Annotated in this window: 18 protein-coding genes; 14 read left to right on the top strand and 4 right to left on the bottom strand. The window is 69.6% G+C overall.

The features are described 5' to 3' along the window. Nucleotides 1–502 precede the first annotated feature (502 nt). The gene (locus tag AB0D12_RS15950; RefSeq protein WP_327324514.1) at nt 503–1,525 is read right to left on the bottom strand and encodes a LacI family DNA-binding transcriptional regulator; all 1,023 of its coding nucleotides are present in this window, start codon (nt 1,523–1,525) and stop codon (nt 503–505) included. Between the two features lie 24 nt (nt 1,526–1,549). Next, nucleotides 1,550–2,365 carry a response regulator transcription factor gene (locus tag AB0D12_RS15945; protein ID WP_362682053.1) on the bottom strand — a complete coding sequence of 272 codons (816 nt, stop codon included), beginning with the start codon at nt 2,363–2,365 and terminating at the stop codon, nt 1,550–1,552. Nucleotides 2,366–2,586: 221 nt separating this feature from the next. Here AB0D12_RS15945 and AB0D12_RS15940 point away from each other — a divergent pair, with 221 nt between their 5' ends. The 8 genes from AB0D12_RS15940 (at nt 2,587) to AB0D12_RS15905 (ending at nt 7,714) form a co-directional block, all read left to right on the top strand. Continuing rightward, on the top strand, nt 2,587–3,402 hold the full coding sequence (locus AB0D12_RS15940) for an alpha/beta fold hydrolase (protein ID WP_362682050.1): 816 nt from the start codon (nt 2,587–2,589) through the stop codon (nt 3,400–3,402). A gap of 33 nt (nt 3,403–3,435) precedes the next feature. After that, entirely contained in the window at nt 3,436–3,690 is a 255-nt protein-coding gene (locus AB0D12_RS15935) for a MoaD/ThiS family protein (RefSeq protein ID WP_327324511.1), read from the top strand. Nucleotides 3,691–3,700: 10 nt separating this feature from the next. Continuing rightward, entirely contained in the window at nt 3,701–4,813 is a 1,113-nt protein-coding gene (locus AB0D12_RS15930) for a hypothetical protein (protein ID WP_362682047.1), read from the top strand. A gap of 121 nt (nt 4,814–4,934) precedes the next feature. Continuing rightward, a complete protein-coding gene (locus tag AB0D12_RS15925) occupies nt 4,935–5,684 on the top strand; it encodes a DUF2993 domain-containing protein (RefSeq protein ID WP_362682044.1) in 750 nt (249 codons plus the stop codon). 280 nt (nt 5,685–5,964) lie between these two features. After that, nucleotides 5,965–6,045, top strand: a complete 81-nt coding sequence (locus tag AB0D12_RS15920) for a putative leader peptide (protein WP_350310325.1) — start codon at nt 5,965–5,967, stop codon at nt 6,043–6,045. A gap of 138 nt (nt 6,046–6,183) precedes the next feature. Next, nucleotides 6,184–7,029 (top strand): sulfurtransferase, encoded by an 846-nt coding sequence (locus AB0D12_RS15915; protein ID WP_362682041.1) that lies wholly within the window; start codon nt 6,184–6,186, stop codon nt 7,027–7,029. 30 nt (nt 7,030–7,059) lie between these two features. Then, entirely contained in the window at nt 7,060–7,347 is a 288-nt protein-coding gene (locus tag AB0D12_RS15910; RefSeq protein ID WP_018101653.1) for a DUF1416 domain-containing protein, read from the top strand. A gap of 103 nt (nt 7,348–7,450) precedes the next feature. Beyond that, nucleotides 7,451–7,714 carry a DUF3099 domain-containing protein gene (locus tag AB0D12_RS15905; protein WP_362682038.1) on the top strand — a complete coding sequence of 88 codons (264 nt, stop codon included), beginning with the start codon at nt 7,451–7,453 and terminating at the stop codon, nt 7,712–7,714. A gap of 25 nt (nt 7,715–7,739) precedes the next feature. On the opposite strand, the gene AB0D12_RS15900 is transcribed toward AB0D12_RS15905, so the two are convergent. Continuing rightward, entirely contained in the window at nt 7,740–8,102 is a 363-nt protein-coding gene (locus tag AB0D12_RS15900; RefSeq protein ID WP_362682035.1) for a DsrE family protein, read from the bottom strand. A 59-nt stretch (nt 8,103–8,161) separates the two neighbouring features. Between AB0D12_RS15900 and AB0D12_RS15895 the strand changes: the two genes are divergently transcribed. The 6 genes from AB0D12_RS15895 (at nt 8,162) to AB0D12_RS15870 (ending at nt 12,943) form a co-directional block, all read left to right on the top strand. Further along, nucleotides 8,162–8,947: a hypothetical protein gene (locus AB0D12_RS15895; protein ID WP_362682032.1), complete on the top strand. Its 786-nt coding sequence runs from the start codon at nt 8,162–8,164 to the stop codon at nt 8,945–8,947. Next, nucleotides 8,944–9,735, top strand: a complete 792-nt coding sequence (locus AB0D12_RS15890) for a hypothetical protein (protein ID WP_362682029.1) — start codon at nt 8,944–8,946, stop codon at nt 9,733–9,735. Before AB0D12_RS15895 ends, AB0D12_RS15890 begins: the two co-directional genes overlap by 4 nt. Further along, the gene (locus AB0D12_RS15885; RefSeq protein WP_362682026.1) at nt 9,732–10,634 is read left to right on the top strand and encodes a hypothetical protein; all 903 of its coding nucleotides are present in this window, start codon (nt 9,732–9,734) and stop codon (nt 10,632–10,634) included. Before AB0D12_RS15890 ends, AB0D12_RS15885 begins: the two co-directional genes overlap by 4 nt. A gap of 239 nt (nt 10,635–10,873) precedes the next feature. After that, nucleotides 10,874–11,446, top strand: coding sequence for an FABP family protein (locus tag AB0D12_RS15880; RefSeq protein ID WP_362682023.1), 573 nt, complete (start codon nt 10,874–10,876; stop codon nt 11,444–11,446). 84 nt (nt 11,447–11,530) lie between these two features. Beyond that, nucleotides 11,531–11,968, top strand: a complete 438-nt coding sequence (locus AB0D12_RS15875; RefSeq protein ID WP_327324501.1) for a transcriptional repressor — start codon at nt 11,531–11,533, stop codon at nt 11,966–11,968. A 9-nt stretch (nt 11,969–11,977) separates the two neighbouring features. After that, nucleotides 11,978–12,943 carry a folate-binding protein gene (locus AB0D12_RS15870; protein ID WP_362682020.1) on the top strand — a complete coding sequence of 322 codons (966 nt, stop codon included), beginning with the start codon at nt 11,978–11,980 and terminating at the stop codon, nt 12,941–12,943. A gap of 4 nt (nt 12,944–12,947) precedes the next feature. On the opposite strand, the gene dtd is transcribed toward AB0D12_RS15870, so the two are convergent. Beyond that, nucleotides 12,948–13,373: a D-aminoacyl-tRNA deacylase gene (dtd, locus tag AB0D12_RS15865; protein WP_327324499.1), complete on the bottom strand. Its 426-nt coding sequence runs from the start codon at nt 13,371–13,373 to the stop codon at nt 12,948–12,950. Between the last annotated feature and the right edge of the window lie 68 nt (nt 13,374–13,441).

Genomic DNA, 13,441 nt, shown 5'->3' with positions numbered 1-13,441 from the left:
TGGGCCGGGGGCGTGGTGGGTTGCTCTTCGGTGGGTGGTTTCCTCCGGCGAGCCGCTGTACCCCCGCGGCGAGCGGTCTTGTCTCGTTCGGGTGGGAGGTGCCGTGCAGTGTCGCCCCCGCCAGTCACCCGGTCATGTGGTGAGCGTGGGCCGGGGGCGTGGTGGGTTGCTCTTCGGTGGGTGGTTTCCTCCGGCGAGCCGCTGTACCCCCGCGGCGAGCGGTCTTGTCTCGTTCGGGTGGGGAGGTGCCGTGCAGTGTCGCCCCCGCCAGTCACCCGGTCATGTGGTGAGCGTGGGCCGGGGGCGTGGTGGGTTGCTCTTCGTGGGTGGTTTCCACCGGCGAACCGCTGTACCCCCGCGGTCTTGTGGGGATTGGCGGCAAAACCGGGGTCACGCACCAAGACCCTGTACGCAGCCGACAAGACCCCGCACCCGACAAGACCCCGCACCGCGCCGGAGGCTACCCGCACCGCGCCGGAGGCAACCCGCAGCCCGCCGGAGGCTACCCGCAGCCGCAGGATCGGCGGATCACCAAGCCCGACGGGAACTGCTTCACCCGTTCCCGGCGAGAACCCGCCACCCGCAACCCGTCGTCCAGCACCAGATCCACCGCCGCCCGCGCCATCGCCGGGCGGTCCGAGGAGATCGTCGTCAGCGGCGGGTCCGTCAGCGCCGCCTCCTTGACGTCGTCGAAGCCCGCCACCGCCAGTTCGCCCGGCACATCTATCCGCAGCTCCCGCGCCGCCCGCAGCACACCGAACGCCTGGTCGTCCGTCGAGCAGAAGATCGCCGGCGGCCTCTCGGGGCCCGCCAGCAGCTTCAACGCCACCTGATACGCGTCGTAGCGGTTGTACGGCGCCTGGAACAACCGTCCCTCCACCGACCGGCCCGACTCCAGCATGGCCCGGCGCCAGCCCTCGACGTGGTCCGCCACCGGGTCGCCGACCGCCGGGGTCGACTCGACGCCGCCGAGGCAGGCGACGTACGGGTGCCCGTGCTCCAGCAGATGCCGCGTCGCCAGCTGCGCGCCGCCGATGTCGTCCGTGACGACGGCCACGTCGTCGATGGCCTCCGGGCGCTCGTGCAGCAGCACCACCCGCGCGTCCCACGCCTCGATCTCCGCGGCCGCCCGCTCGCTCGGGCCCTGGCTGACCAGGATCAGCCCGGAGACCCGCATCCCGAGGAAGGCCCGCAGATAGTGGACCTCGCGCTCGTCGCGGTAGTCGGAGTTGCCGACGAGGACCATTTTTCCGCGGTCCGCCGCGGCCTGTTCGACCGCGTGCGCCATCTCCGCGAAGAACGGCTGCCGCGCGTCCGGCACGATCATGCCTATCAGGTCGGTCCGCCGCGAGGCCATCGCCTGGGCAACCCGGTCGGGCCGGTACCCCAGCTCCTTGATCGCTGCGAGTACCCGCTCGCGCGTGGCCGGGGCGACCGGCCGGGGTCCGTTGTTGATGACGTAGCTGACGACCGCGGTCGAAGTCCCCGCCAGTCGCGCCACATCGTCCCGCGTCACCTTGGCCACGCGCGGCAGTCTACGCGGGGTGACCTACCTCTGGGCAGGGCGTACGCCCGCTTCCTGCGGCTGGGCCGTGTCCTCCGTACGAGCGACGGAGTCCGCCGCCCGTGCCGCGGCCTCCGCCGCGGTCTGCGCCGCCGCCTTCGCCTTCGCCTCCTCGGCCGCGCGTTCGACCTTCTCCGGCGTGACAAAGCGGTAGCCGACGTTGCGTACGGTCCCGATCAGCGACTCGTGCTCCGGGCCGAGTTTTGCGCGCAGCCGCCGTACATGGACGTCGACCGTCCGCGTACCGCCGAAGTAGTCGTAGCCCCAGACCTCCTGGAGCAGCTGGGCCCGGGTGAAGACCCGCCCAGGGTGCTGGGCGAGGTACTTCAGCAGCTCGAACTCCTTGAAGGTCAGGTCCAGGACCCGCCCCTTCAGCTTCGCGCTGTACGTCGCCTCGTCGACCGACAGATCACCGTTGCGGATCTCCATCGGGCTGTCGTCCGAGGTGATCTGCTGGCGGCCCATCGCGAGCCGAAGCCTGGCCTCGACCTCTGCCGGACCAGCCGTGTCCAGCAGTACGTCGTCGATGCCCCAGTCCGCGGTGACGGCCGCGAGACCGCCCTCCGTCACGACGAGGATCAGCGGACAGCCGGGTCCGGTGGACCGCAGCAGCTGGCACAGCGACCGCACCTGGGGCAGGTCGCGGCGGCCGTCGATCAGGATGACGTCGGCACCCGGGGTGTCGACGAGGGCCGGGCCTTCGGCGGGGGCGACCCGCACGTTGTGCAGCAGAAGTCCGAGGGCGGGGAGCACCTCCGTCGACGGCTGGAGGGCATTGGTCAGAAGCAGAAGTGAGCTCATCGCGCCCCACCTGCCCGGATCGTCCTACGGTCGTGCACGGTTCGCTGGCCCATAACGTCGGTTCCTCCTCGGTCCCTGCGAGGACGTTGCGGCACTGCTTCGAACGTGGCGGCCCCCGCGCCCTGGGGCCCGCCGTTCACCTGCCTGTAACAACGGGCAGAAAACACAAAAGGATCCGGGGGCATCGTTGCCCGGATCCTCTTCCCAGCAGAATAGCCCACATGAGCTCCGTTACAGAGGGTCCTTTCCGCAGATCAATTGTTTCCTCGCTCACGCCGGCACCCCTCAGGACGATGCTCCGCACGGACGACGGGGTACGTATCGAGGCGGTGTACGAGCCGTGTACGGCCGGTTCCGCCGCCACCGTGATGGTCGTCGCACACGGCTTCACGGGGTCCGTGGACCGGCCCGCCGTGCGGCGCGCTGCACAGGTGTTCGCGCAGCGTGCGGCCGTGGTCACGTTCTCTTTCCGCGGGCACGGCGGCTCGGGCGGCCGCTCCACGGTCGGCGACCGTGAGGTGCTGGATCTCGCGGCGGCGGTCGAGTGGGCACGTTCCTTCGGTCATACGCGTGTGGTGACCGTCGGTTTCTCGATGGGCGGCTCAGTGGTGCTCCGGCACGCCGCGATGCACGGGGGGCGCAAAGAAGCGCATACCGACGCGGTCGCCGCCGTCAGCGCCCCCGCCCGCTGGTACTACCGCGGTACGGCCCCGATGCGGCGGCTGCACTGGGTGGTCAGCAGGCCGCTCGGCCGTGTCGTCGGCCGCTTCGGCCTCGGTACCCGTATCCATCCCGAGGAGTGGAATCCCGTACCGCTCTCCCCGGTCGAGTCCGTGCCGCTGATCGCCCCGACGCCGCTGCTGATCGTGCACGGCGACCGCGACCCGTACTTCCCGCTGGACCATCCGCGCATGCTCGCCGCCGCAGCCGGTGAGGGGCAGGCCGAGCTGTGGCTGGAGCCGGGCATGGGCCACGCCGAGAACGCCGCTGACGAGGTGCTGCTCGGCCGCCTCGCGGACTGGCTGGCCGGCGAGTAGCCCATCATGGAAGCCGACGAAAGGAGTGCCGACATGGCAGCGGGAACCATCCGCTACTGGGCCGCGGCCAAGGCGGCGGCCGGCATCGCGGAGGAGCCGTACGCCGCGGGAACGCTCGCGGAGGCGCTGACCGCGGTGCGCGAACGGCACCCCGGTGAGCTGACGCGGGTACTGCAACGGTGTTCGTTCCTCGTCGACGGTGCCCCCGTCGGGACCCGCGGCCATGAGACCGTACGGCTTGCCGAGGGCGGCACGGTCGAGGTGCTTCCGCCGTTCGCAGGAGGGTGAACCGCACAGCATGAGCAGCGATCAGCAGTATCCGTACGAACAGCAGCAGCCGTACCAGGAGCCGTATCAGCAGCCCTACCAGCAGCCCTACCAGCAGCCGTTCCACGACCCCGGCGCGGCACAGACGTGGGAGGCCGAGACCTGGGACACGCAGTACCAGCCGACCGTGCGGCCCGCGCAGTCCGCCGCCGCGGCCGACGCCGTGTATCTGCCGCCGCAGGGCGCGTACCCGCTGCCGCCCGAGGCGCCGGAGCCGGCGCCCGCCGCGTACGAGCCGCCGGCCGCAGCCGCCGGCCTGGCTGCGACAGGCACCGCCGCGACCGGCAGCGCCTGGTACAGCGCCCCCACCACCGTCGGGAACGCCCGGATCACCGACGCCCAGCGCGCCCGCGCCGAGGGCCGTTCGCCGATCATCGCGCCGGGCATGCAGCCCGCCGGGCTGACCGCCGTCCTCGGACTGCTGCTCGCCGGCGGCGCGGCCATCGGCTCGTACGCTCTGCTCGTACCGCTCGTGCTGCTGCAGGCCGTCACCGCGGCCGGATGGTTCCGGCTCAACGGCATGTGGCCCGCCCGGCAGGGCATCGCGCTCGCCTTCGCGGGCGGCCTCGCCGCCGACGCCGTACTGATCGGCGTCGGCCGGGAGAACGCGCCCGCCGCGATCATCGGCACGCTCGGTGTCTGGGTGCTGCTCACCCTCGTGCTGCAGCTGCGCAGCCACGCGGACGCCGACGAGCGGATGTCCGGACTGATGGCGACGGTCGCGTCGGCCGCGCTGACGATCCTCGCGGCCGGGCATCTCGCGGCCGCGGACGACGCCGTGGTGGTGGGCGGGATCGCGGTCGCCGTGGCCGTCCTGGTCCGCGCGCTGCCGCTGCCCGGCGTCGCCTCCGTCGTCCTGTCACTGCTGGCCGCGGCCGGTGCGGGCATCGCGGCAGGCGGTCTGACCGACATCGGCTCCGCGGGCGCGCTGCTGGGTCTCGCCGCGGGTGTCTGCGCGCTGGTCGGCCTGCGGGTGGCGAGCTACGACTACCCGTCCCGCTTCGTCCATATGACGGCGGGCGTGGCCCTGCCGCTGACCGCCGCTGCCCCTGCGGTCTATCTGATCGGCCGCGCGCTCGTGTGACCCCCAGGAACCAATGACGGGCGTCACTCGTCGATCATTGGACAGAGGTCGTCGTCCGGATTCGTTTAGGCTCGCGGGCGTCACGGGGGGCCGGACAGACCAAGGTGGGGGACACCGAGCAATGCGCGCACTGCGAATACTGCTGATCGTCGCCGTGATCCTCGGCGGCATCTTCGTCGCCGCGGACCGGATCGCGGTGAACCTGGCCGAGTCGGAGGCGGCCGACAAGATCAAGAGCAACCAGGGGCTGAGTTCGACGCCGGAGATCTCCATCAAGGGCTTCCCCTTCCTCACCCAGGTCATGGGCAAGGAACTCGACGAGGTCGACGTCAGCCTCGCCGGCATCACCGCCACCGCGGGCGGCCACTCGGTCAACGTCACCGAGGTCAAGGCCGAGCTGCGCAACGTGAAGATCGACAGCAGCTTCTCCTCCGCCGTCGCGGACCGGGCCGACGGTTCCGCCCGGATCTCCTACGCCGATCTGACGAAGGCCGCGCCCAAGGGCGCCACCGTCAGCTACGCGGGCGCCGACCGGGCAGCCAAGGGCCAGGTCAAGGTCACGGGACCGCTCACCGACGTGCTCGACGGAGCGGGCATCCAGGTGCCGGGCGCCTTCAAGGGCCTGCTCGCGGGCCGCATGGTCACCACGTACAGCACGGTCGTGCTCAAGGGCGGCGACACGGTCCAGCTGCGGGCCGAGGCGCTGCCGAAGCTGCCGGTGCCGGGCTTCGACGAGAAGCTGCGCAAGGCCATCGACTACGACCTGAAGATTGCCGGGATGCCGTCGAGCATCAAGCTGGACAAGGTCCGGGCGGCGGACGGCGGACTGCAGTTCTCGGGCACGGGTAGGAACGTGTCGCTGGCGGGCTGAGATTCAACCCGTCCGGGGCTTGCTGAAATGCAGCCCGTCCGGCGCTTGAGGGCAGAAACGGGAAGGGGCGGGGAGGGGCAGGGATCCGCCGTCCGCTCGTCACCCCGGCCGCATGGTGAGACGGCCGTGTCCGCTGGGTAGAAGGAAGTGGCGCGCACACTGCCGCGCGGCCGGGCGGAAGCCGGCCTCAGCCTCTTCCCGTCCCGCATAGTGGATGATCGCGTCTCAGCATCCGACACCCCGGTGACATCGCGGCTGAATCGTCCCTACGATCGGACCCATGAAGCGACAGGCGGATCTCACGAAGCGGCGGGCAGTAGACCTGTGCCGCGTCGCCGCCATGCTCTGTCGCACTTTCTGAGCGGGAGCCCGGCTCCCGTATCCCCCGGGCCCTTTGACCGTTGTCAGGGCCACCCCGTGTACGTACGCCGCTCGTTCCGCGTACCCGCGCACCCCTCTTCGCACCACCCGCCGCACACTGCCCCGGAGGAGAAAGAGCATGAGCCGCAGCGACGTCCTGGTAGACGCCGACTGGGTCGAGGCCCACATCGAGGACCCGAAGGTCGTCATCGTCGAGGTCGACGAGGACACCTCCGCGTACGACAAGAACCACATCAAGAACGCCGTACGGATCGACTGGAAGAGCGACCTCCAGGACCCGGTCCGCCGCGACTTCGTCGACCAGGAGGGCTTCGACAAGCTCCTGTCGGCGAAGGGCATCGCCAACGACGACACCGTCGTCCTCTACGGCGGCAACAACAACTGGTTCGCCTCGTACGCCTACTGGTACTTCAAGCTCTACGGCCACGACAGCGTCAAGCTCCTCGACGGCGGCCGCAAGAAGTGGGAGCTCGACTCCCGCGACCTGGTCGACGGCTCCGAGGTCCCGAACCGCCCGGCCACCGAGTACAAGGCCAAGCCCCAGGACACCTCGATCCGCGCCTTCCGCGACGAGGTCATCGCTTCGATCGGCAAGCTGAACCTGGTCGACGTCCGCTCGCCCGACGAGTTCTCGGGCAAGCTCCTCGCCCCGGCCCACCTCCCGCAGGAGCAGTCGCAGAAGGCGGGCCACATCCCGACCTCCCGCAACATTCCGTGGTCGAAGAACGCCAACGACGACGGCACCTTCAAGTCCGACGACGAGCTCAAGGCGCTCTACGAGGACGAGAACGTCGACCTCGCGAAGGACACCATCGCCCTGTGCCGCATCGGTGAGCGTTCCTCGCTCACCTGGTTCGTGCTGCATGAGCTGCTCGACCAGCCCAACGTCAAGAACTACGACGGCTCGTGGACCGAGTACGGCTCCCTCGTCGGCGTGCCGATCGAGCTCGGCGCCAACAAGTAACCCCTCCTCCCGACCTGAAGGACGACCCCTATGTGTGGAGCAAAGGCCGGCGGCCCCGACGCTTCGACGATCAAGCCCGGTGAGACGACCATCCAGGGCAGCGTGACGCGTGACGGCGAGCCCGTCACCGGATACGTCCGCCTGCTGGACTCGACGGGCGAGTTCACCGCCGAGGTCCCGACCTCGGCGACCGGACAGTTCCGCTTCTACGCGGCCGAGGGCACGTGGACGGTGCGCGCGCTCGTCCCGGGTGGCACGGCGGACCGTACGGTCGTCGCGCAGACCGGTGGCCTCGCCGAGGTCGCGATCGCGGTCTGATTCATCACGTACTGGCCGAAGGGCCGCACCCCAGGGGGTTGGACGCTTCCTGATCGGGGTGCGGCCCTTCGGTCGTCCGCGTCGCCGGTCGTACGCTGGAGGTATGTACGCGCGACGCCGGCGTGGTTACTTCCTGCTGATGGGCGGATGCGTCTTGCTCTTCGTGTCCGCGTGGGCCGTCGTGCGTCTCTGGTCGGTCCCCGTCGCCGTCGGCATGTGCTTCGTGGCCATGGTCATCCCGCCGCTCGCCGCGATGTTCGCCAACGCGCGCGGCCCCGAGGACCGCTGGTGGGACGACCCCTCAGGGGACCCGAAGTCCGACGAGTGGTGGGACGAGCTGGACGGCAAGAAGCGCCGGTCGCAGTAAGCCGTACCGCTGATGGACGAGTTCGCTAGTAGACGAGCGCCTGGACGCCGTCCGGCATGATCTCGCTGACGAAGACCTGCGCGCCCGCGATCCGTACGCCGTCGAGCACATCCTTCTCCGCGATGTCCCGACGGACCGCGCACTGCGTGCAGAGCGTGATCTGCCCGGCCGCCTGGATCGACTCGATCAGATCCGGCAGCGGCGCAGCATGCGGCAGTTCGAACTCGGCCGCGCGCCCCGGCAGCGCGAACCACGCGGACTCACCGGTCAGCCAGAGCGAGACCTCCACACCGCTGGCCGCGGCGACGGCCGCCACCGTGAAGGCCTGCGAGCAGCGCTCGGGCGCATCCGCCCCGGCGGTCACCTTGATCACGAGCTTCTTCGCCATGTACCGAACTGTAATGGTCGTGGCCACAACTTCGATCCGCCGTCGATGGTCTGCTGGGTGTGCAAATACAGGAGGAACACGAGAAACCTCGGGGTGAGCACGGTGTTCCCGAGGCACCGGCTCCGCGCCGATGGGGCCGTACGGCGCTGATCGTCGCCGGGGCCGCCGTGCTGGGCGTGCTCGCCGGCACGGTCACCGGCTATGCCGTGCAGTACGAGCGCCGGCCGACGCCGCTGTCGGCGCTGTCGCAGCCGGAGCTGCGGACACCGAAGACGGTCCCGGCGGGACCGGACACCACACCGCTGACCGTCAGCGCGAACCGCCGACACAGGACGGACGGCGATCTGCGCACGTTGCTGGTCAAAAAGCCGAAGGGCGCGCAGGCGAGGAAGGCGATGTCCGAGGGCTGGACGAGCGTCATGTCCTTCGCCGGCGGCTACGACGAGCCCGACGAGTCGTTCACCGACCTGGTCGAGTCCGAGATCCGCCGGATCGCGACGACCACCTGGGAGCAGCGCGGCGAGGTGTTCGTCACGGTCAACCTGCTCCAGTTCCGGGACGAGACCAGGACCGCGGCCGCCGAATGGGCCCGGGGCCAGCAGGCCTATATGCCCCAACAGAAGTTCGCCGGAAACGCCGGCGAACTGATCGCCGGCAGTGGCAACGGACGGGTCTACGTCTACAACGAGCCGCATCGCGAAGCCGGCTATGAGCCGCTGTACCAGGCCCGGGCCATCGCCTACCGCGGCGATGTCGCCATGGAGATCTGGTACATCAACAACACTCGCAAGGTCTCCGAGAAGGCCGTGACGGCCCTTGCCGAGCAGCAACTGGGGCGCCTGTGAGTGATCAGCCGACCACCACCCCGGAGTTCCGGGAGCCCGTGCCCGAGATCCTCGGCACGCTCAAGGAGCCGCGTCGTCTGAACCGCAAGACCGTCGTCGCGGTGTCGGGAGTTCTCGCCCTCGCGGCCGTCGCCGGCCTCGGTGTCCTCGCGCTCGACCGGCTCGGCAACGCCGACCGCACCGCGCCCACCGTCGTCTGGGCCGAGCCCCCGCAGCGGCCGGAGAACCCGGCGGCCGAGCCCATGGGGCTTGCCGCCAAGCTGCCGCCGGTGCCGTACGCATACGAGCTGGGGCCGGACGTCAACGGCGTGGGCAACAACACGGTCCTCGGCAGGAAGCAGGCGATCGTCACGTTCAAGGAGGGCACGCGCAGCCTGCCGTCCGCCCAGCGCAAGGCGCGCAGCAAGGCGATCGACAAGCTGCGGCTGCAGGGCCTCGCGATGCGCAGCTATGTGTCCGTCGACCATCAGCTGATCGTCGAGATGCAGCTCGCGCAGATCGACAATGCCAAGGACGGCCGGAAGCTGGCCCGGTTCCAGTCCGAGGTCGCGGACGCGCTCGGCATCTTCCGCAAGGGACCGACAGTCCCCGACTTCAAGAACGCCAAGTGCTTCCTGCTGCCCAAAAGCGCATCGAAAGAATTCGACGCGATGTTCTGCAGCGCCTACGAGGGCGACGTGCTGGTGAATGTGACCGCGTACGGCCCCAAGCCGCTGGACACCGCGGCGGCCGCCGAGCTCCTGCGGCTTCAGCTGGACCGTCTGAAATTTCCTGGGGAGTCCGTGTGACCGACGAAACCCATACGGCACCCGAAGTGCACGACGTACAGGACGTGCACAACGTGCACAACGTGCACAACGTGCATCTGATCGCGTCACAGGCCGAGGGCGGCTTCCCGCCGGAGGATCCGGCGCCTGCTGTCCCGTCCCGCCGACGCCGCCTGCGGACCGCGCTGCGCTCCTCGGCGGCAGTACTGGCCTTCGCCTCGTTCGGTGTGGCCGTCGCATACGGCATCACGGAGCAGCGGCGCACCGATGTTCCCGGGCTCTCCACCAGGAGCGACGGCCGCTGGGCGTATCCGGAGCTGAAGAAGCCGGTGCTGCCGGCCGGTGCGGTGGATCCGTTCGACCGGACGAACCCGGGGCACGTCCACTACGCGGACCTGAGCGCGCTGCTGCTCCCGGCGCCCACGGGCGCGCGGCCCGACAAGAAGCTCCAGGGCCAGGGGCAGCGGGTGCCGGTCGGCAGGTTCCTCGGTGAGTACCCCGAGGGTCTGCGGGAGAACCTGGGCCAGGACCTCGCCGACGGCGGGCTGCGGCACGTCGTGGCGCATGGCTGGACCACGGCCGACTCCACCAGCACCCGGATCTATCTGCTGCGGTTCCACTCGGCCACGTTCGCCGGCGAGTTCTTCTCGGAGCATCTGGGCGGGGAGCCGGAGGCGGTCGCACAGCTGAACGGGGTGGACCAGGTCGCTCCGGTCGACGAGACGTACCCGTCCCAGGCGGTCGTCCCCTCCACCGACCGTTATGTGTACGACGAGTCGCAACCGGGGTCGGTACATGTCCGGCACGCATACATCACCGCGGGCGACACGGTGGCGCTGATCATCCAGTCCCGGAAGGGCAAGGCCTTGGCCGTCCCCTTCCATCAGACGGTGGTCCTGCAGAATCAGCTGCTTGGCTGACCTCGCAGAGATGACCGTGGCCCCACCCACTAGGCTTGGACCCGGCCCTTACCGCCCACACCGCACATCCGAGGAGCACCCCGTGCTTGAGGCATTCTTCGAAGCCCTGCTGGTCCTGGTCTGCGTCGGCGTCGCCGCCTTCGCCGGTCTGACCGTGAAGAAGCTGTACCAGGGTCAGCGCTAGTCAGCGCCCCTCGCGCTCGTCACCCCCGTATCTCTACAGATCGCCAGAGCTGCTCATGATCGAGATTCCGTCCGACCTGAACCCGGGCCTCGTGCCCCTCGCCTTCCTCCTCGGTACCTGGGAGGGCGCGGGCGTTTCCGACTTCCCCGGCGCCGAGAAGTGCAACTTCGGCCAGGAACTCACCTTCAGCCACGACGGCCGGGACTTCCTCGAGTACATCTCGCACACCTGGGTGCTCGACGCCGAAGGCAAGAAGATCCGCCCGCTGGAGTCCGAGACCGGCTACTGGCGCATCGACTCCGACCGCAAGGTCGAGGTCGTCATGGCACGTGACCAGGGCATCGTCGAGATCTGGTACGGCGAGCTCGCCGACCAGAAGCCGCAGATCGACCTGGTGACGGACGCGGTCGCGCGCACCGGGGCCTCGGGGCCGTACACCGGTGGCAAGCGGCTCTACGGTTATGTGAAGGGCGACCTGATGTGGGTGGGCGAGAAGGCCACTCCGGAGGTGCCGCTGCGTCCGTACATGTCGGCGCATCTGAAGAAGGTCGTCTCCCCGGAGCAGGTCGAGGAGTGGGCCAAGGACCTCGGCGACCTCCCGGACGACGGCATCGCTTTCTTCAAGTAGCCCGCCGGCGCTCGCCACGCCCCGCCGGAGGATCAAGGCCGACAACCGCTCCCCGCGGTCGAAGCGCCTGCCTACACTGGGTGCGTGGTGAGCACCGACTGGAAGAGCGATCTGCGGCAGCGCGGCTACCGGCTGACTCCGCAGCGCCAGCTTGTCCTCGAGGCCGTCGACACGCTCGAGCACGCGACGCCCGACGACATCCTCTCCGAGGTGCGCAAGACCGCCTCCGGCGTGAACATCTCCACCGTCTACCGGACGCTGGAGCTCCTCGAGGAGCTCGGCCTGGTCTCCCACGCCCACCTCGGCCACGGCGCCCCGACGTACCACCTCGCCGACCGGCATCACCACATCCACCTGGTCTGCCGCGACTGTACGAATGTGATCGAGGCGGATGTCTCCGTCGCCGCCGAGTTCACCTCCAAGCTCCGCGAGACCTTCGGTTTCGAGACGGATATGAAGCACTTCGCGATCTTCGGCCGCTGCAAGAAGTGCACCGCTGAGGCCCCGACCACCGAGTCGTAGGCTTAGCGCATGAAGAGCCCCTTGCTGTCCCTGCCCGGTGCGGTCGCCGCCGAAGGCCATGACGAAGGCGTCGCCGCGCACTACGGCGATCTGTTCCGCGAGCAGCGCGCCCTCGCGGACGGCGCCGGCCTTGTCGATCTCTCGCACCGCGGCGTCGTCACCGTCACCGGCGACGACCGCCTGAGCTGGCTGCATCTGCTGGTCACCCAGCATGTGAGCGAGCTCCCGGCCGGCCGGGCGACCGAGGCGCTGATCCTCTCCGCGCACGGGCATATCGAGCATGCCCTGTATCTCGTCGACGACGGCGAGACGGTCTGGGCGCATGTCGAACCGGGCACGCAGCAGGAACTCATCGGGTACCTGGAGTCGATGAAGTTCTTCTACCGGGTCGAAGTCGCCGACCGGACCGAGGAGTTCGCAGTCGTCCACCTGCCCGCGGGTTCCATCGCCGAGGTGCCCGAGGGCGTTGTCGTACGGGAGACTCCGCACGGCCGCGATCTGTTCCTGCCGCGTGCCGACCTCGAAACGTACGCCGCCGCGAACGGCCCGGTCGCCGGGATCCTGGCGTACGAGGCACTGCGCGTCGAGACCCACCGCCCCCGCCTCGGCTTCGAGACCGACCATCGCACCATCCCGCACGAGCTGGGCTGGATCGGCAGCGCGGTCCACCTGCAGAAGGGCTGCTACCGCGGCCAGGAGACCGTCGCGCGCGTCCACAACCTGGGGAAGCCGCCGCGTCGGCTGGTCTTCCTGCACCTCGACGGCAGTGAGGTGCACCTTCCGGGCCACGGCACTCCGGTGCGGCTCGCTGCGGACGGTGAGGAGGGCCGCCAGCTGGGCTTCATCACCACGTCAGCCCGTCATCACGAGCTCGGCCCGATCGCACTGGCGCTGGTCAAGCGCAATGTGCCGATGGACGCGGAGCTGCTGGCGGGCGACACGGCGGCCGCGCAGGAGCTCGTGGTCGAGCCGTAGCTCCTCAGATTTCGATCAGTACGGTGAACGGGCCGTGATTGGTGAGCGAGACACGCATGTCCGCCCCGAACCGGCCTGTCTCCACCCGTGCCCCCAGCGCCCGCAGCTGCGCCACCACTTCGTCGACCAGTGGTTCGGCCACATCGCCGGGCGCAGCGGCGTTCCACGTGGGGCGGCGGCCCTTGCGGGCGTCCCCGTAGAGAGTGAACTGCGAAATCACCAGCAAGGGCGCGTTCACGTCCGAGCAGGACTTCTCGCCCTCCAGAATGCGGACCGACCAGAGCTTGCGGGCCAGCTGCGCCGCCTTCTCCTTGGTGTCCTCGTGGGTCACTCCCACCAGCACACACAGCCCTTCGCCGACGATTTCGCCGACCGTCTCGCCCGCCACCACGACGCTCGCGCCGTCGACCCTCTGCACCACTGCACGCATACAGACCAACCTATCTGGGGCTGAACGGGTGCAGAGCACCTGCGTCGGGACCTTCGGGAGTGGCACCA

The sequence above is a fragment of the Streptomyces sp. NPDC048479 genome, from assembly GCF_040651435.1.
Lineage (GTDB): Bacteria > Actinomycetota > Actinomycetes > Streptomycetales > Streptomycetaceae > Streptomyces.
Note: the sequence above shows the minus strand (reverse complement) of the source record. Positions and strands in the feature narration are given on the sequence as shown.